At 65.9% G+C, this 16,385-nt stretch carries 15 protein-coding genes; 11 read left to right on the forward strand and 4 right to left on the reverse strand.

Annotation, left to right across the window (positions count from 1 at the left end; translation table 11 throughout):
• Positions 1-114 precede the first annotated feature (114 nt).
• From ACY34H_RS17660 to ACY34H_RS17670, 3 genes are all read left to right on the forward strand, one after another.
• Positions 115-927, forward strand: coding sequence for a formate/nitrite transporter family protein (locus tag ACY34H_RS17660; RefSeq protein ID WP_464978776.1), 813 nt, complete (start codon positions 115-117; stop codon positions 925-927).
• Positions 928-986: 59 nt separating this feature from the next.
• Positions 987-2,729: a protein kinase domain-containing protein gene (locus tag ACY34H_RS17665; protein WP_464978777.1), complete on the forward strand. Its 1,743-nt coding sequence runs from the start codon at positions 987-989 to the stop codon at positions 2,727-2,729.
• 115 nt (positions 2,730-2,844) lie between these two features.
• Positions 2,845-4,965, forward strand: coding sequence for a putative bifunctional diguanylate cyclase/phosphodiesterase (locus tag ACY34H_RS17670; RefSeq protein ID WP_464978778.1), 2,121 nt, complete (start codon positions 2,845-2,847; stop codon positions 4,963-4,965).
• 28 nt (positions 4,966-4,993) lie between these two features.
• Here the strand turns inward: ACY34H_RS17670 and ACY34H_RS17675 are convergent, their stop codons facing one another.
• A complete protein-coding gene (locus tag ACY34H_RS17675; RefSeq protein ID WP_464978779.1) occupies positions 4,994-5,824 on the reverse strand; it encodes a sugar phosphate isomerase/epimerase family protein in 831 nt (276 codons plus the stop codon).
• Entirely contained in the window at positions 5,821-6,660 is an 840-nt protein-coding gene (locus ACY34H_RS17680; RefSeq protein ID WP_464978780.1) for a phytanoyl-CoA dioxygenase family protein, read from the reverse strand. Before ACY34H_RS17680 ends, ACY34H_RS17675 begins: the two co-directional genes overlap by 4 nt.
• A gap of 98 nt (positions 6,661-6,758) precedes the next feature.
• Here ACY34H_RS17680 and ACY34H_RS17685 point away from each other — a divergent pair, with 98 nt between their 5' ends.
• Genes ACY34H_RS17685 through ACY34H_RS17695 form a run of 3 tightly spaced genes read left to right on the forward strand, consistent with a single transcriptional unit; the run spans position 6,759 to position 9,354 of the window.
• Positions 6,759-7,718, forward strand: coding sequence for a LysR family transcriptional regulator (locus ACY34H_RS17685; RefSeq protein WP_464978781.1), 960 nt, complete (start codon positions 6,759-6,761; stop codon positions 7,716-7,718).
• A complete protein-coding gene (gene udk, locus ACY34H_RS17690; protein ID WP_464978782.1) occupies positions 7,711-8,352 on the forward strand; it encodes a uridine kinase in 642 nt (213 codons plus the stop codon). Before ACY34H_RS17685 ends, udk begins: the two co-directional genes overlap by 8 nt.
• A gap of 30 nt (positions 8,353-8,382) precedes the next feature.
• The gene (locus ACY34H_RS17695; protein ID WP_464978783.1) at positions 8,383-9,354 is read left to right on the forward strand and encodes a right-handed parallel beta-helix repeat-containing protein; all 972 of its coding nucleotides are present in this window, start codon (positions 8,383-8,385) and stop codon (positions 9,352-9,354) included.
• A gap of 34 nt (positions 9,355-9,388) precedes the next feature.
• On the opposite strand, the gene ACY34H_RS17700 is transcribed toward ACY34H_RS17695, so the two are convergent.
• Complete coding sequence (locus ACY34H_RS17700; RefSeq protein ID WP_464978784.1) at positions 9,389-10,729, reverse strand: MFS transporter; 1,341 nt, start codon at positions 10,727-10,729, stop codon at positions 9,389-9,391.
• Between the two features lie 156 nt (positions 10,730-10,885).
• On the opposite strand from ACY34H_RS17700, the gene ACY34H_RS17705 reads away from it, so the two are divergent.
• The 5 genes from ACY34H_RS17705 to ACY34H_RS17725 all read left to right on the forward strand — a co-directional run bounded on the left by ACY34H_RS17705 (position 10,886) and on the right by ACY34H_RS17725 (position 15,380).
• Positions 10,886-13,015 (forward strand): sensor histidine kinase, encoded by a 2,130-nt coding sequence (locus ACY34H_RS17705; RefSeq protein ID WP_464978785.1) that lies wholly within the window; start codon positions 10,886-10,888, stop codon positions 13,013-13,015.
• Complete coding sequence (locus ACY34H_RS17710) at positions 13,012-13,611, forward strand: response regulator transcription factor (protein WP_137314445.1); 600 nt, start codon at positions 13,012-13,014, stop codon at positions 13,609-13,611. The genes ACY34H_RS17705 and ACY34H_RS17710 overlap by 4 nt, the downstream gene beginning before the upstream one ends.
• Before the next feature lie 50 nt (positions 13,612-13,661).
• Complete coding sequence (locus ACY34H_RS17715; RefSeq protein ID WP_464978824.1) at positions 13,662-14,021, forward strand: carboxylesterase family protein; 360 nt, start codon at positions 13,662-13,664, stop codon at positions 14,019-14,021.
• Positions 14,022-14,037: 16 nt separating this feature from the next.
• The gene (locus tag ACY34H_RS17720; protein ID WP_464978786.1) at positions 14,038-14,487 is read left to right on the forward strand and encodes a carboxylesterase family protein; all 450 of its coding nucleotides are present in this window, start codon (positions 14,038-14,040) and stop codon (positions 14,485-14,487) included.
• A gap of 437 nt (positions 14,488-14,924) precedes the next feature.
• Complete coding sequence (locus tag ACY34H_RS17725) at positions 14,925-15,380, forward strand: hypothetical protein (RefSeq protein ID WP_464978787.1); 456 nt, start codon at positions 14,925-14,927, stop codon at positions 15,378-15,380.
• A 371-nt stretch (positions 15,381-15,751) separates the two neighbouring features.
• On the opposite strand, the gene ACY34H_RS17730 is transcribed toward ACY34H_RS17725, so the two are convergent.
• A complete protein-coding gene (locus ACY34H_RS17730) occupies positions 15,752-16,381 on the reverse strand; it encodes an isochorismatase family protein (RefSeq protein ID WP_464978788.1) in 630 nt (209 codons plus the stop codon).
• Positions 16,382-16,385 lie beyond the last annotated feature (4 nt).

The following is a 16,385-nucleotide window of genomic DNA, read 5'->3' on the forward strand; positions in this document are numbered from 1 at the left end:
TCGCGGTCGGTCCACTGGTTGGCCCCTTGGTTGGACTCTTTGTTGGCCCAATTCTTGCTCCCCTTCAAATAAAGAGCGCTCAGCTCACTGACCAAACCAAGATAGGGGAAAAACATGGCGTATCTGGTGCCGACCGAATTCGTGACCAAGATGGTGGACGCGGGCGAATCGAAAATCTACATGGCCACGCGCGACGCGCTGATCCGCGCCTACATGGCCGGCGCGATCCTGGCGCTGGCGGCCGTGTTCGCCGTCAGCTGCACGGTCGCCACCGGCGTCCCGCTGATCGGCGCCATGCTGTTCCCGGTGGGCTTCTGCATGCTGTACCTGATGGGCTTCGACCTGCTGACCGGCGTGTTCGTGCTGACGCCGCTGGCCTGGATCGACCGCCGCCCGGGCGTGACGATTCCCCGCATCCTGAAGCACTGGGGCATCGTTTTCCTCGGCAATTTCCTCGGCGCCTTCACGGTGGCCGTGCTGATGGCCTACATGTTCACGTTCGGCTTCAACACCGACGGCGGCAAGATCGCCCAGACCGTGGCCCACATCGGCGAAAACCGCACCACCGGCTATGCCGAATACGGCGCGGCCGGCATGCTGACCCTGTTCATTCGCGGCATGCTGTGCAACTGGATGGTGTCGATGGGCGTGGTCGGCGCGATGGTGTCGACCACGGTGGGCGGCAAGGTGCTGGCGATGTGGATGCCGATCATGCTGTTCTTCTTCATGGCGTTCGAACACTCGGTGGTGAACATGTTCCTGTTCCCGTTCGGTATGATGATGGGCGGTAACTTCACCGTCATGGATTACCTGATCTGGAACGAGATCCCGACCGTGCTGGGCAACCTGGTGGGCGGCCTGGCCTTCACCGGCCTCACGCTGTACTCCACGCACGTGAAGACCGGCGCCAAGCGCAAGTTCAACTGAGCGCGGTTTCAAGCGATCAGGATCATGCCGGCCCGTGCGGCCGGCGTTCATCTCCCATCATGCCCGCCCGACTGACGCTGTCCATCGGCCAGCACACGGACGCCGGCCGCAAGGACGTCAACCAGGACTTCCACGGCAGCTATGTGCCGCGCGAGCCGCAGCTGTCGGTCAAGGGCGCGGCGCTGGCGGTGGCCGACGGCATCGGCAGCAGCGACGTCAGCCACATCGCCAGCGAAACGGCGGTGGCCGCCTTCCTCGAGGATTACTACTGCACTTCCGATGCGTGGTCGGTGAAGACCTCGGTGGAGCGCGTGCTGGCGGCCACCAACTCCTGGCTGTACGCTCAGACCCAGCAGGGGCAGGGCCGCTACGACAAGGATCGCGGCTACGTGTGCACGCTGTCGGCGATGGTGATCAAGTCGAACACCGCGCACCTGTTCCACGTGGGCGACACGCGCATCTGCCGCGTGTACGCGGGTCCGGATTCCTGCGCGCTGGAACCGCTGACGACCGACCACCGCGTGTGGGTATCGCCCGGGCAAAGCTACCTGGCGCGCGCGCTGGGCGTCGACGTGCACCTCGAGATCGACTACCGGGCGGTCACGGTCCAGCCGGGCGACCTGTTCATGCTGGCCAGCGATGGCGTGCATGAATACGTGAGCGCGGCCGACGTCGGCGAGGTGCTGTCGGCCGGCATCGACCTGAACGAGGCGGCGCGGCTGCTGGTGGCGCGCGCGCTGGACAATGGCAGCGGCGACAACCTCACCGTGCAGCTGGTGCGCGTGGAGACGGTGCAGGCGCACGAGGCCGGCGAACTGCTGCACAGAATGGCCGAGCTGCCGTTCCCGCCGCAATTCGAGCCGCGCAGCGAATTCGACGGCTACCGCATCATGCGCACGCTGCACGGCAGCAGCCGCAGCCACATCTACCTGGCGCTCGACCTGGCCAGCGGCGAATCCGTGGCGATCAAGGCACCGTCGATCGATTTGCGCGACGACCCGGCCTACCTGGAAAGCTTCCTGATGGAGGAGTGGATCGCGCGGCGCATCGTCAGCCCCCACGTCAGCGAACCGGTGGTGAACGAGCGCCAGCGCAGCTATGTGTACCTGGTCACCGAATACATCGAAGGCGTGACGCTGGCCCAGTGGCTGCGCGACATGGGCAAGCCGGACCTGGACGCCGTGCGCGGCATCGTCGCGCAGGTCGCGAAGGGACTGCGCGCCTTCCACCGGCTCGAGATGCTGCACCAGGATATCCGCCCCGAAAACGTGATGATCGACCGCACCGGCACCGCGAAGATCATCGACTTCGGCTCGGCCAGCGTGGCCGGCGTGCGGGAAATGGCGCCGCCGTCTCCAGACGACGGTTTTACGCTTGCCGGCGCGGCGCTGTTCGCCGCGCCCGAATACTTCCTGGGCGAACAGGGCACGGTGCGCTCGGACGTGTTCTCGCTGGGCGTGCTGGCCTACCACATGCTGACCGGACAACTGCCGTACGGCGTGCGGATCCCGCAGGCGCAAACCCGTGCCGCGCAGCGCAAGCTGGCATATGCGCCGGCGCGCGAGCATGACCCGTCGATCCCGGCCTGGATCGACGCCGCCATCGAGAAGGCCGTGCAGGTCGACCCCGGGAAGCGCTACGAAGACGTCGACGAGTTCGTGTTCGACCTGCACCAGCCGAACCGCGCCTTCCTGGAACGCAACCGCCCGCCGCTGATCGAGCGCAGCCCGGTGACGTTCTGGAAGAGCGTGTCGTTCCTGCTGCTGGTGGCACTGCTGGTGGACCTGGCGCTGCGGCGCTGAACGGTTACCTGGTCCGGCGGCTCAGTCCAGCCGCGACAACACCATCAACCGCGCGCCTGTGCACTACCGGAGTGCTAGCATGGTTCCATCGCTTACCGACTGTCAGTCTGAACCCATGCAGCCCCCACTCCCAGCGGATGCAGTATTTTCCGTCGACACGCTGCATGACAACCTGCCGGCGGGCGTGGTGGTGCACGCGGCGGACGGGCGCATCGTGTCCGCCAACCGGCTTGCCCAGGAACTGCTGGGCCGCAGCGAACTCCAGCTGATCGGGGCCAAGCCCAGCGCGGGCGGCTGGGCTCTCGTGCGTGAAGACGGCTCGGCCCTGCCACCCGAGGAGTTTCCGGCGAACCTGGTGCTGAGGACGGGCCGCAAGCTGTCCGGCTTCGTGGCCGGCGTAATCCTCCCGGACGGTATCTGCTGGCTGCTATGCAATGCCTATCCCGAAGTCGACTCAGCCGGAGCCGTGCGGCATGTCGTCGTCTGCTTCACCGACTGCACGGCACTCAAGAATACCCAGCACTCGCTGCAGAAGTCGGAGGAACGGCTGCGGCTCGTACTGAAGGGTTCCACGGATGCGCCGTGGGACTGGGACCTGGTTGCCGACGAAGTGTTTTACTCGGAACGCTGGTGGAACATGCTCGGCTATCCCAGCGGCGAAGGGTTCGAGGACTCGGGCGCGTGGCGCCGCATGCTGCATCCGGATGACGAACCAATGATCCAGGCCTACCTGGCCGACCTGCTGCCCAGCCAGCGCGACGGCTTCAGCCTGGAGTTCCGGCTGCAGCACCGCCAAGGGCACTACGTGTCCGTCTTGTCGCGCGGCTACGTGCTGCGCGATGGCGCCGGCAAGGCCGTGCGGATCTCCGGCGTCAACACCGATCTCACCGAACGCAAGCAGACGGAACGCCACATCTACGAGCTGGCGTATTTCGATCACCTGACGGGCCTGCCGAACCGGCGCTTCCTGATCGGGGAACTGGACCACGTGCTGGCGCGGGGCCGCCGCTCGGGCCAGCACTGCGCGCTGCTCTACCTCGACCTGGACAACTTCAAGCTGCTGAACGACACGATGGGGCATGACCTGGGTGACCGGCTGCTGCGCCATACGGCGCAGCGGCTGCGCTGCACGGTGCGTCACAGCGACCAGCTTGCGCGGCTCGGCGGCGACGAATTCGTCGTCGTGCTGGAAGGCCTGGGCACGTCGGCACGCGGCGCGGTGGCCGAGGCCGACCGCGTCGTCGCCAAGATCCTGTCGGCGGTGGGGCAGCCCTGCGAGCTCGGTTCCCTGCTGTTCAAGACCACCGCCAGCATCGGCATCACGCTATTCGACAGCAACGAGACGGACATCGAAACCCTGCTGAAGCAGGCGGATCTTGCCATGTACCGCGCCAAGGCCGACGGCCGCAATTGCGCGCGCTTCTTCGACCCGAGCATGCAGGATGCGGCCGACCGCCGCGCCGATTTCGAGACCGCGATGCGCAACGGCCTGTCGCTGGGGCAGTTCCGCCTGTTCTGCCAGCCGCAATTCGATGCGCTGGGCCGCGTGGTGGGCGCCGAGGTGCTGGTGCGCTGGCAGCGCAGCGAGCTGGACCTGATCGGCCCGGACCAGTTCATCGGCTTTGCCGAAGAGTCGGGCCTCATCCTGCCGCTGGGCGAGTACATACTCAAGGAAAGCTGCCGTGCCCTCGCGCGCTGGCATCTCGACGCCAACCTGGGGCGCCTGAAGCTGGCCGTCAACGTGAGCGTGCACCAGATGCGCGATCCCCGCTTTCCGGCGTCGGTGGCCAGCATCCTCGGCGGCACCGGCGCGCCCCCCGAACAGCTGTACCTGGAACTGACCGAAAGCGTGTTTGCCGAGGACATGCACGAGATCACCGGGCGCATGCATGAATTGTGCACCCAGGGCATCCGCTTTTCGCTCGACGATTTCGGCACCGGCTATTCGTCGCTGGCCTACCTGAAGCGCTTTCCGCTCTCCGCGCTGAAGATCGACCGCTCCTTCGTGCGCGACATCGGTGTCGATGCCGGCTCGGCGTCGATCGTCGAGGCCATCATCGCGCTGGCGCGCAAGTTCAAGCTGGAGATCGTCGCCGAGGGCGTCGAGCTGGAAGCCCAGCGCGCCTTCCTGTTCGACGGCGGCTGTTCGTCGATGCAGGGCTACCTGCTGGGCCGCCCGATGCCGATCGCCGATTTCGAGCATGCCTACGGCGCGGCGGGCATCGGCCACGCCTAGGCTTGGCGGGCTGGCGCCGTTACCGCGCTTACCTGTAGCGTTCGCGCAGCAGCGCGGCCATCGCCACGTTCAACTGCCATGCATCGGCCACCAGCTCCTGCGTGTACGGCAGCCGGAACGTGTAGGGCGCGGGACCGAATTCCGGCGTGATGGTCAGCACCACAGCGCCGGCGGCGCGCCGCAGCGCCACGATACGGTCCCACCATGCCAGGTGCGCGGCGAGTTCGGCACCGTATTCGGGCGCGCGGAAGTCGGGCACCTGCGGGCCTTGCGCGTGGCCGACGCGGGCGTGGATGTGCCGCACGCGTGGCAGCACGGCGTCGAGCATGGCGCCCTGGTCCTCCAGCAGCGATTCGCAGGCCGTGCACCAGTGCGACAGGTCGGCCGTCAGTTGCAGGCCCGGCAGGCGTTCCAGGTAGGGGCGCAGCAGCATCGGGTGCCCGGAAAAGCGGCTGCGGTGGATCTCGTGGACGATCGGCACGCCATGCTCGCGGGCGATCGCGTCGGCCAGCGCGATCAGTTCCTCGTTCTGCTCCGGCGTATAGAAATCCTTGCCGGTATGCGAGTTCACCAGCAGCGGCCGCGCCGCGCAGGCCTGCGCCAGCAGCGATTGCAGCGCCTGCCGATGCGCAGAAAACTCGGCGTGGAACACGGTCTGCCATTGCGATACGACGAGATCGAGCCGTGCGTCGCCGATGCGCCGCAGCCAGTCCTCGCGTTCGGCCCGGTCATCGGGCAGCGACATCTCGATGCCGTCGAAGCCCGCGTCCACGACGCGCGCGATGAAGTCGGCGGCAGGCACGTCGTTGTTGCCCCACTGCGGGGCGAGGATGCGGATCGCCGTCATATGCGCAGTCACGTGAAGCCGCGCACCGGGAACGATGCGTCGCGCTGGATCCAGTTCTGCGGCGAGTAGACGGTGCGCCCGTCCGTCACGTGCAGCGTGTAGGCATGGCGCGATACCGGCGAGCGGTTCGGCGCGCTGTAGTGGGGCAGCAGCCCGTGGAACAGCACCAGCGCGCCGGCCTTGCATTCGAGCGGCACGGCGGTGCTGTCGTCCGGCCACGGCGTGGCATCGAGCTTTTCCACCCTGATGTCGTCGCCATTGCGCACGAAGCGCTCGCGCAGCGGCGTGCGGTGGCCGCCCGGCTCCGCCCACAGGCAGCCGTTGTCCAGTGTGGCATCTTCCAGCGCGAACCAGAAGGTGGTCACGCTGATCGGGTCCGTTTCAAAATAGGTGGCGTCCTGGTGCCAGCGCACCTCGCCGCCGATGCCGGGCTGCTTGAAGATGTACATCGATTGCCATACCCGCGGATCGGCCAGGCCGACATCGTGGGCCACCTGCTGCAGGCGGGCATCGCTGGAAAAGGCGCGGAACGCCGGGTCCAGGTCATGCATCGCGTGGCCGATCTTGTTGATCGACAGTTCCTTCGCCTGGCGCAGCTGGCCGTCCGGGCCGAACGCCTCTTCCTCGAAGAAGCAGCGGATCGTGTTGTCCGAGCGGAGGAAATACTCGTCGGCCTTTTTTTCCTGGTCCTTCGTCGTGAAGATGCCGCTGGCGGCGGCGGGGTCGAAGGCATCGACGATGCGCGCGGCACCGGCGCGCAGCGCGGCGATCTCGTCCGCCGACTTGAAACCTGGAAGGACGAGGAACCCGTCGCGTTGGTACTGCTCTTTCTGCGCTGCGCTCAGCATGGCCATGCTCCTGTTGGATGATGCAGGCGATTGTACGGAACCTTGTCTTTCACTGAAAGGTGGACAATGGTTGACACATTGTCGCCGGAATGCAGACAATGTTCGTCATGGACCAGTTGCGCGCAATGGAAATCTTCGTCGAGGTGGCCCGGCAGCGCAGCTTTTCCGCGGCGGCGCGCCGGCTGGGGCTATCGCGCGCGATGGTGTCGAAACACATCCTGCAGCTGGAAGAAAAGCTGAACGTGCGGCTGCTGCACCGTTCCACGCGCGAAGTGAGCCTCACGGATGCCGGCCAGGCTTACCTGGCGCCGTGCGACGCGGCGGTCAGGCAGGCGCACGAGGCGGCGCGCATCGTCACGCAGACCGGCGACACGCTGGCCGGCCCGCTGCGCATCCAGGCGCCGTCCAGCTTCGGCGTTGCCTGGCTGGCCGATGCGCTGGCCCGCTTCAGCCAGCCGCACCCGCAATTGCAGCCGCTGCTGCACGTCGACGATGCGCTGCTCGACCCGATCGCCCATGGCTTCGACCTGACGATCCGCGTCGGCGGCATTCCCGACAGCCGCGCGCTGGCGATCCGCCCGCTGGCGCCGTGCCGCGCGGTGCTGTGCGCGTCGCCCGATTACCTCCGTGCGCACGGCACGCCGTCGGTTCCGGAAGATCTGCGGCAGCACCGCTGCCTGCATTTTTCCCACCTGACCGACGGCACCGCCTGGCACTTCGAGCGGGCAGGGGAGCGCCGCACCGTCCACGTGGATGCCGCGTTCACGTCGAACAACGGCCTGGTGCTGCACCAGGCGGCGCTGCGGGGCAGCGGCATCGTCTACAGCACCACTTTCCTGGCCTGGCGCGAATTGCAGGCAGGCACGCTGGTGGCCGTGCTGCCGGACTGGGAGTTGCCGCTCAATCACCTGTCGGCGCTGTATCCGGCCAGCGGGCGGCCGTCGCCGAAGGTGCGCAAGCTGATCGATTTCCTGGTGGCCGAGTACCAGCCGGTGCCGCCGTGGGATGTGGCGCTGGGCCGATCCGCCGCCGCTCCGGTATCATTCGGGGATGAATGAGATTTCTTTTCAACCGTTCGTGATTGGCGTTGCCGGCGGCAGCGGCAGCGGCAAGTCGACGGTGTCCCAACAAGTACTGGCGTCGTTTGGCGCCGAGATGGTGTCGGTGGTGATGCAGGACGATTACTACCGCGACCAGTCAGATCTCGCCCCGGACGTGCGCCGCAGGCAGAACTACGATCATCCGGATGCCTTCGACTGGCCGCTGCTGATCCAGCATGTGCAGGCGCTGCGCAATGGCGAGACGATCGCGATGCCGGTGTACGACTTCACGATCGACAACCGTTCCGACCGGACCATCGCCGTCAGGCCGGCGCCGGTCATCGTCATCGAAGGCCTGTTCGCCCTGTATGACGCGGACTTGCGCGACCTGATGTCGCTGAAGATCTTTGTCGATACGGCTTCCGACGTGCGCTTCATCCGCCGCATGCAGAGGGATATTGCCGAGCGTGGCCGCACGGTCGAGAGCATCGTCGGCCAGTACCTGGAAACGGTGCGTCCGATGCACAAGCAGTTCATCGAGCCCACCAAGCGCCACGCCGATGTCATCCTGCCGCACGGCGCCAATGTGCCGGCGGTCGATGTCATTACCACCAAGGTGGCCAGCGTCATCGGGCAGTTGCAGCGGCCCTGATCCTGCCCTGCGCCGACAAGGAACGCAACCGTGAATTCAAGACACGTTATCGGCACCGCGGCGATGCTGGCTCTTATCGTGCTGCCGCGTGTCAGCGCCGAGGAGATAGGCGGTGGACAGCTGGTCTGGCTATTGCTGAGCGAAGGCATCAAGCAGCAGTTCAGGCCGCGTTCGGCGTCAGGTATCCAGGGCACGCCACCGGCGTCTGCGGTTGCGCCCGCGCAGGAAGGCCCCGATGGGTGCGAGGTACTGCAATGGGATCGCAAAGCCTTCGGCAAACCGTCGATGGGCATCAGCCGCCCTGGTAAATATTGCCTGGACCAGGATTATGAGTTCGAATGCTCGATATTCGAGCATGGCTGTGGCGGTAAGTTCATTTCGATCCGCGCCAGCAATGTCGATCTCGATTTCCGTGGTCACACGCTGCGCACGACCGGGACCCGCGGCTACACCGGCGTGTGGGGATTGGGCCAGAATATCCGCGTTCATAACGGTCGTATCGAAGGCGCCGGCCTGGGCATAACGCTGATGAACCGCGGCAGTTCGCCCGGCCACGCCTATCCCATCTTTCCTGTCAAAGCGGACGCCGTCTTCACCGATACCGGTTTCGTGGTGGAGCGCATGCAGTTCAGCGATGTGGTGACCGCGGTGACGGTCGCCGGCAGCAGCAACCAGATTCGTGACAACGTGATCGACGCCGCACTCGACGCCAAGGCCACCGGCGGAACGCCCTTCGCGCTGCTCAGCTATGGCCCGTCCGCGCGCATCGAACGCAATACGTTCCGATTGCATGACCTCACGCCCGGATCGAGCGGCTATGCGATGTACCTGCGCTCTGCCGATGGCACGGTGGTCGATGGCAATACGGTGCGCGTGGATGGTGCGCGCACCGGCATCATCGGTGTCGGGCTGAGCAGCAGCACCGGCGTCGTGCTGGAACGGAACCGGCTCGACACGGAAAAAATGACGGAGCTCGACGGGCACAGCAGCATGAGGCAATGAATTCCCTGATGCGCTGCCGCGGCCCCGGCATCGTTCAGTGGCTGCGCGCCTCTTCATCGATCTTCGAACTGGCTGCGGTGTCCCGCATGAACCAGCAGACCACCAGCGTGCAGGCGATCACTCCGGTGACGTACCAGTAGAAGCCGCTCTCCAGGTTGACCGATTTGAACCACAGGCCCAGGTACTCGGCCGTGCCGCCGAAGATCGATACCGCGAAGGCATATGGCACGCCCACGCCGGTGGCACGAATGCTTGCCGGGAACATCTCGGCCTTGACCAGCGCGTTGATCGAGGTATAGCCGGAAACGATGATCCAGGCGCAGGCGATCAGCGCGAACGCTTCCCACGGGCCGCTGGCGTTGCGGATGGCGGTCAGCAGCGGCACGGTGAAGATCGTGCCGAGCAGCGCGAAGCCCACCAGCAGCGGGCGGCGGCCGATCCGGTCGGAGAGGGCGCCATACAGCGGCTGCAGGCACATCGCGAACAGCAGCGACGCGGCCGAGACGGCGGTGGTCTGCGCGTCGGTCAGGCCCACCGACAGGCGCAGGAACTTCTGCATGTACACGGTGTAGACGTAGAACGCCAGCGTGCCGCCCATGGTCAGGCCAACCACCAGCAGCACTTCCTTCGGATGCTGGGCAAGCTGCTTCAGGCCGCCCATCGCCTTGGCCTTCTTGCGGGCCGTTTCAAACGACTGGGTCTCGGGCATGTCGTGGCGCATCAGCAGCGCCACCAGGGCAAGCAGCGCACCGATGACGAACGGAATGCGCCAGCCCCACTCGCGCAGCTGCTGGTCGTCGAGGAAGAAGTGCTGCAGCGCGAGCAGCAGGAGCAGCGCCAGCAGCTGGCCGCCGATCAGCGTGACGTACTGGAAGCTGGCGTAGAAGCCGCGCCGTTTCGAGTCGGCCATTTCCGACAGGTAGGTCGCGCTGGCGCCGTACTCGCCGCCCAGGCTGAGCCCTTGCAGCAGGCGCGCCAGCAGCAGGATGCACGGTGACAGGATGCCGGCCGTGGCATACGTGGGCGCGCAGGCGATCAGCAGGGAGCCGACGCACATCAGCAGCACGGAAGCCATCAGCGCCACCTTGCGGCCGTGCCGGTCGCCGAGATGGCCGAACAGGATGCCGCCGAGGGGGCGCACGAAGAAGCCCAGCGCGAAGATGCCGGCCGTCGACATCATCTGGGCGGTGGGGTCCTGGGCAGGGAAGAACGAGCTGGCGAAGTACAGCGCGAAGGCCGCGTAGCAGTAGAAGTCGAACCATTCGACCAGGTTGCCTGCCGATCCGACGAAGATGGCGCGCAGCCGCGCCCCGGAAATGCGTTCGGCGGTGTGCGGGCGGGCGCCGCCGACGGCCGTGCCGGTCACTGTATTCATGGGTTGTCTCCTCATTGTGAAGAGTTCCATTGTGGCCACCGGCGCGGTGCCGGACATCCGCAACTCCAGCGCCGCCGCCTCCGTAAAACTACGGAGGCGGTTCCCTGCCGGCTGTGCAACTGTTATCGTCTGCTGCCCGGACTCTCCCGCATCGCCATGGCAACCTGGTTCACCCGACGTCGAATGTTCCGCCTGGCCGCGGCTGCGGCAGCGATCGCGCTGGTCGTCGCCGCGGGGGACTGGGCCGCCCGGTTCGAGCTGGAAGCCAAGACCGACGCGCTGCGGCAGGCCGCCGCGGCGCAAGCGCTGGGCCTGCGCGGGCTGGTCGAGAAGCATGATTTCCTGCCGCATGCCGCCGCGCGCCATCCCGATGTGAAGGCCTTGCTGCGCGCGCCCGGCGATGCAACACTGGAGTCGCGGGTCAACGACTATTTCGCCGACCTGCAGGCGACCACCGGCGCCGCCGCCCTGTTCCTGGTCGATCGCGCAGGGCGCACGCTGGCCGCCAGCAACTGGAACCTGCCGTCGAGTTTCATGGGACAGTCCTACCACCAGCGCCCGTACTTCGAGGATGCGATACAGGGCAAGCGGGGCATCTTCTATGGCCTGGGCCTGACCACCGGCCAGTCGGGCCTGTTCATCGCCGAGCCGGTGCGTGCGGCCGGCGAGATCCTCGGCGTACTGGTCGTCAAGATCAGCCTGGAGCCGCTCCAGGCCACCTGGATGCGCGGCAGCGAGCCGGTGGTGCTGCGCGACAGCCGCGGCATCGTCTTCCTCAGCAGCGTGCCCGCCTGGCTGTTTCGCGCCATCCGGCCGGTGTCCGCCGCCGACGCGCGCTGGATCGCCGAGCACGCCCAGTACGGCAACCGGCAACGCTTCGATGTCCTGCCATGGCGCGTCGAGTCGCCGCAAGGCGTGGACAGTTTCGTGCTGCGCACTTCGCTGAACGGGCAACACGCGAACCTGCTTGCGCTGGACACGCCCTTGCCGGAGCTGGGCTGGACGCTGACGGTCACCTCCGACATGAAGGAAGTGGTCCAGGCACGCCGGGCCGCGTTGGCGCTGACGGCGCTTGCCGTCGCGCTGCTGTTCGTCGGCGCCCTGTACTGGCGCCTGCGTGAAAAGCGTTATGCGGAACAGCAGTCGGCGCGCCTGGAGCTCGAGCGCCGTGTCGAAGAGCGCACGCGCGATTTGCAGGAGGCCCACGCGTTCCAGAAGGCGATGGAAGATTCCCTGCTCGTCGGCATGCGGGCGCGCGATCCGGATGGCCGGATCATCTACGTCAATCCTTCGCTGTGCGCGATGGTCGGCTACAGCGCGGAAGAATTGCTCGGCTGCCTGCCGCCATACCCGTACTGGCATCCCGACGACCTGGAGAAGCTGGCACGCGACAGCGACGCCGCGCTGCAGGGCCGCGCGGCGCCGCACGGCTTCGAGTCGCGTATCCGGCACAAGGATGGCCACGACGTGATCACGATGGTCTACACCGCGCCGCTGGTCGATGCGCAGGGGCTGCACCGCGGCTGGATGAGTTCCGTGGTCGACATCACCGCGCAAAAGCAGGCTGAAGCCCGGCAGCGCGAGCAGGAACTGCGGCTCCAGCGCAGCGCCCGGCTGGCCAGCGTCGGCGAGATGGCATCCACGCTCGCGCATGAACTCAACCAGCCGCTGATGGCCCTGTCGAACTTCGCCGTCGCCGCACAGGCGCTTGCCGCGCGCGGGTCGTCCGACATGCTGGCCGGGGCGCTCGACGAGATCGTGGGGCAGTCGAAACGCGCCAGTGAAATCGTCAAGCGCGTGCGTTCCCTGATCAACCCGCAGCGCGGCCTGTACGAAAGCGTGACCGTCGCCAGCGTGATCGCCCATGCGGAAGCGCTGGTGAGGCCCGAATTGCAGCGCGATGGCGTGCGCCTGCGCGTGTCGCCGGACGATGCCGGCGCGACGGTGCGTTGCGACCGGGTGCTGCTGGAGCAGGTACTCGTCAACCTGATCCACAACGCCATGCACGCGGTGCAGGACCTGCCGGCGCAGCGGCGCTGCATCGAGCTGGCCAGTGTCCGGGCCGGGCAGGGCGTGCGCATCACCGTTGCCGATCACGGCCCGGGCATCCCGGCCGAGCGGCTGGACCAGGTCTTCGCGCCGTTCTACACCAGCAAGCCCGACGGCCTGGGGCTCGGGCTCAGCATCTGCCGTACCATCGTCGAGGCGCACGGCGGCGCCATCACCGTCGACAACCGCGCCGGCGGCGGTGCCATCTTTACTTTTACCTTGCCAACCGTGCCATGAAAGACATTCCACTGACCCTGTACGTCGTCGATGACGACGAGGCGCTGCGCCGTTCGCTGCTCCTGCTGCTGTTCTCGCAAGGGCTCGCGGTGCAGGCCTTCGACTCGGGCGAGGCATTCCTCGACGCCGTCGACATGCGCCAGCCGGGCTGCGTGATCCTCGACCTGCGGATGGGCGGCATGAGCGGCCTGTCCGTCTTCGAACGCCTGCTCGCCGAGCACAGCCCGCTGGTGACCTTGTTCCTGTCGGCCCACGGCGATATTCCCACCGCCCTCGAGGCGGTGCGCCGCGGCGCCTACGACTGGGTGGAAAAGCCGGACACCCAGCAACTGCTCGACAAGCTGCCGCACGCCGTGGCGCTGGCGCGCTCGCGTGCCCAGGCGCTGTGGCAGTGGGCCCAGCTGACGCCGCGCGAACGCGAGGTCGCCCGTCTGGTCGGCGTCGGCCAGCAAAACAAGGAGATCGCCCGCATCCTCGTGCCGCCATGCGGGCCGCGGTCGGTGGAAACCCATCGCGCCAATATCTTCAGCAAGCTGCAGTGCGCCAATGACAACGAGCTGGGGCGCTGGCTGGCGGCGCATCCGTGGCTGGATTGATGCCGGGTGCCTTGCGCGGTCATCGCAAAATGTCTTGAGTAGCCTGTGCACTGGCCTTACCCGCGGCATACGCGCACGAAGTCGCTGTCAGCGGCGGCAGGCTGGCCGGCCTGGCCATGGCCGACGGCAGCGCCATCTTTTACGGTATTCCTTATGCGGCCGCCCCGACTGGCGCGCTGCGCTGGAAGCCGCCAGTGGCACGCGAGCCTTGGCAAGGCGTGCGCGACGCCACCAGGCTGGTACCGGCCTGCGTGCAGGAAGACACGGGCTGGAACAAGAGCTCCCTGGACAACGCCAGCGAAGACTGCCTGACCCTGTCGGTGCGTACGCCGGATACGAGCGGCACGGCACGCCTGCCGGTGTACGTCAGTATCCACGCCGGGCAAGACCCGCACCGCGCTGGACAATGAAGCAATCGGCAACACCGTGCTCGACCGCCTCAAATTGCCGCGCGGCGCCAAGGGACTCGAGCAGCTACACACCCTGCCCGCGGCGAGCGTCATCGCGGCGGCCAGGAATATCCCGACCTCCAAGGGTGTCGATCCCAGTTTCTGGTACGAACAGCAGACGCTGGACTCGCCGGGTTCCAACGAGCCGCCCGAGCACACATCGGAGAACGATTACATCTTCAAGGCGCCACCGGCCGAGGCCACGCCGAAGGACTGGCCGGCCGTGCAGCGCTACTGGGCCAACTTCATCCGCAAGGGCGACGCCAACGGCCCCGGCCTGCCGCACTGGCCGCAAGCAGGCAAGCAAGCCGCCTACCTGTGGATCGACGGCAGCGGCACGCGCGCCGCAAAAGGGCTGCGCAGTGCCGTGTGCGATCTGATGAACAAGGACAACGACGGCCCGCAATCGCCGGTCATGCCCATTTAGAGATCCCCTCGACAACAGTTTCTCGAATCGGGACAGACCCGGTTTGGGAAATTAATGCTGCGCGCAATACCCGCGCTTTGGGGCGCCCGCAGCTGACATGTCGTTAGCCGGAAGAGGCATAACGCAGTTCCCGTTTTCTCACATGGTCTAATCCGGTCTAATATGGGCGATAACGGTCTATTTTGATCTTGTTTCGGCGATGCCGGCCCGAATCTCGTCTAAAACAGATCGCTCGAAGTCTAATGTGATCCAAGTCCTGGTAACGAAGGTCTAAAACAAACTAAATATCCAGCTAACGGTCCAATCTTCAGACCCTTTTGGAAAGGACCAAGTCATGGAATATGAAGCGAAGAAGGCGGTGGGTTTTCCCGTGCTGGAATACCTGGAACTGGAACTCTACCTGATGGATACCCGCCCCGGCGTCGGAGGAATTCATAGTGGAACTTGTAAAGCGCTGGATGTCCAGGGATACCGAGAGGCTGGCAGTGCGGAGTGGTGGGTTGGCGTTGCGCGGCTTTCAATGGAAAACACTGTTCCTGCCGGACGGCACGATACTGCGGACCGGTCGCGACAGTTCCGTCGAGTTTGCCAAGGTATGCGGCGACCACATTATCGCGGACGATGGCGCGGCATTGACGCCATCGCTGTTTGCCAACCGGCACACGGCCGGACGGAATGCATGGCGCTTCGTCTGGCTGCGCATTCCCGGCGAGGAAGCCTGGTTCCGTGCTGATAACTGCAGGGACCGCTCCAGCAATATGCCGCGAAAACAGTCCAACGCGAGAACGGAATTGTATAAAACGGTCCAAAAAAGGAGTGCCGGGCGGTCTAAAACAGTCCAGAGTTCCCGTAGTGAAGGCGATTTCGCTCCAATCCATCCGGCGTTTGGCTGATTCTAGATATTATTGGACTATATGGGTTCGTTTTAGAGCGAAATAGACTGCGACTCCCTGGACGCAGCACGACCGACACCGGATCGACATGCCGTGGATGTCGGACTCTGCCGCAACTGAGAACAGTGCACGGGGCTGGCGCTTGACGCAGGCGACATGCAACGGTCTATTGTGGCCCCGTGGATGCGGGCTGCGTCGAAAAAAGCGAACAGGATTGTCTGGGCTGGAAATCCTGGGCGCCGCTGCCGGTATTCGCCGGGCTGGGGAGGTGGCGCACCAGTCCGGCGAACAGGCGCTTTTCTCCGATTGCGGCGTGCTGGCGTTCCACATGATCGATCACGCCGCCGGTGCGAGCGACGGGCCGGGGCTGGTCAGGGTACGTTACGGCCCTGTGCGGCTGACGTAACCAGGTTGCTCTTCTCCAGCGGCTCGCCGGCCTGCAGTGCAGCGATCCAGGCGCTGGTGCCGGCAACGGCGGCCCAGTTCGAATTGAGCAGGACCATGAGCGTTTCATGGACCTGCCTGGCGGACGCACGACCTGCCTCATTGGCCAGGTCGACTGCCCCGGTCGCGTCCGACAGGACCTCGACGTTGAAGCCGCGAGGTTCGGCGTCGACCGCGGAGGAGAGTACGCAGTTGTTGGTCATGTAGCCGACCAGGGTGACCGTATCGATGCCCTGGCCACGCAGCCAGTCGTCGAGGTTGGTACCGGCGAAGACGCTGCCGAACTGTTTACCAATACGCCTGGCGGCCTTGCCCTCGTATGCGGCAATGTCGGGATGGTGCCGGAAGGTGGCCGATCCCGCGCCGAAGACCGGGGCACCGGCCGGCAGTTCGTGCTGGACCAGCACGATCGGGGCGCCCGCCTGCGCGGCGGCGTCGACCGCCTCGCGAATGCGCGCGACGGACTGCTCACGGGGAGGATACTGGATGGGCAGCAGTCCCTCGAAATATTCCTGCTGGACGTCGATGACGATGAGGGCCCGGCGTGGTGTGGTCATGGCA

This window comes from Pseudoduganella sp. jia 9 (assembly GCF_055502615.1).

Coding starts and splice junctions, on each gene's coding strand:
- ACY34H_RS17710 (WP_137314445.1), top strand. CDS start 13,012: ATGAAAGACATTCCACTGACCCTGTACGTCGTCGATGACGACGAGGCG.
- ACY34H_RS17680 (WP_464978780.1), bottom strand. CDS start 6,660: ATGCTGAGCGCAGCGCAGAAAGAGCAGTACCAACGCGACGGGTTCCTC.
- ACY34H_RS17665 (WP_464978777.1), top strand. CDS start 987: ATGCCCGCCCGACTGACGCTGTCCATCGGCCAGCACACGGACGCCGGC.
- ACY34H_RS17730 (WP_464978788.1), bottom strand. CDS start 16,381: ATGACCACACCACGCCGGGCCCTCATCGTCATCGACGTCCAGCAGGAA.
- ACY34H_RS17705 (WP_464978785.1), top strand. CDS start 10,886: ATGGCAACCTGGTTCACCCGACGTCGAATGTTCCGCCTGGCCGCGGCT.
- ACY34H_RS17670 (WP_464978778.1), top strand. CDS start 2,845: ATGCAGCCCCCACTCCCAGCGGATGCAGTATTTTCCGTCGACACGCTG.
- ACY34H_RS17660 (WP_464978776.1), top strand. CDS start 115: ATGGCGTATCTGGTGCCGACCGAATTCGTGACCAAGATGGTGGACGCG.
- ACY34H_RS17700 (WP_464978784.1), bottom strand. CDS start 10,729: ATGAATACAGTGACCGGCACGGCCGTCGGCGGCGCCCGCCCGCACACC.
- udk (WP_464978782.1), top strand. CDS start 7,711: ATGAATGAGATTTCTTTTCAACCGTTCGTGATTGGCGTTGCCGGCGGC.
- ACY34H_RS17685 (WP_464978781.1), top strand. CDS start 6,759: ATGTTCGTCATGGACCAGTTGCGCGCAATGGAAATCTTCGTCGAGGTG.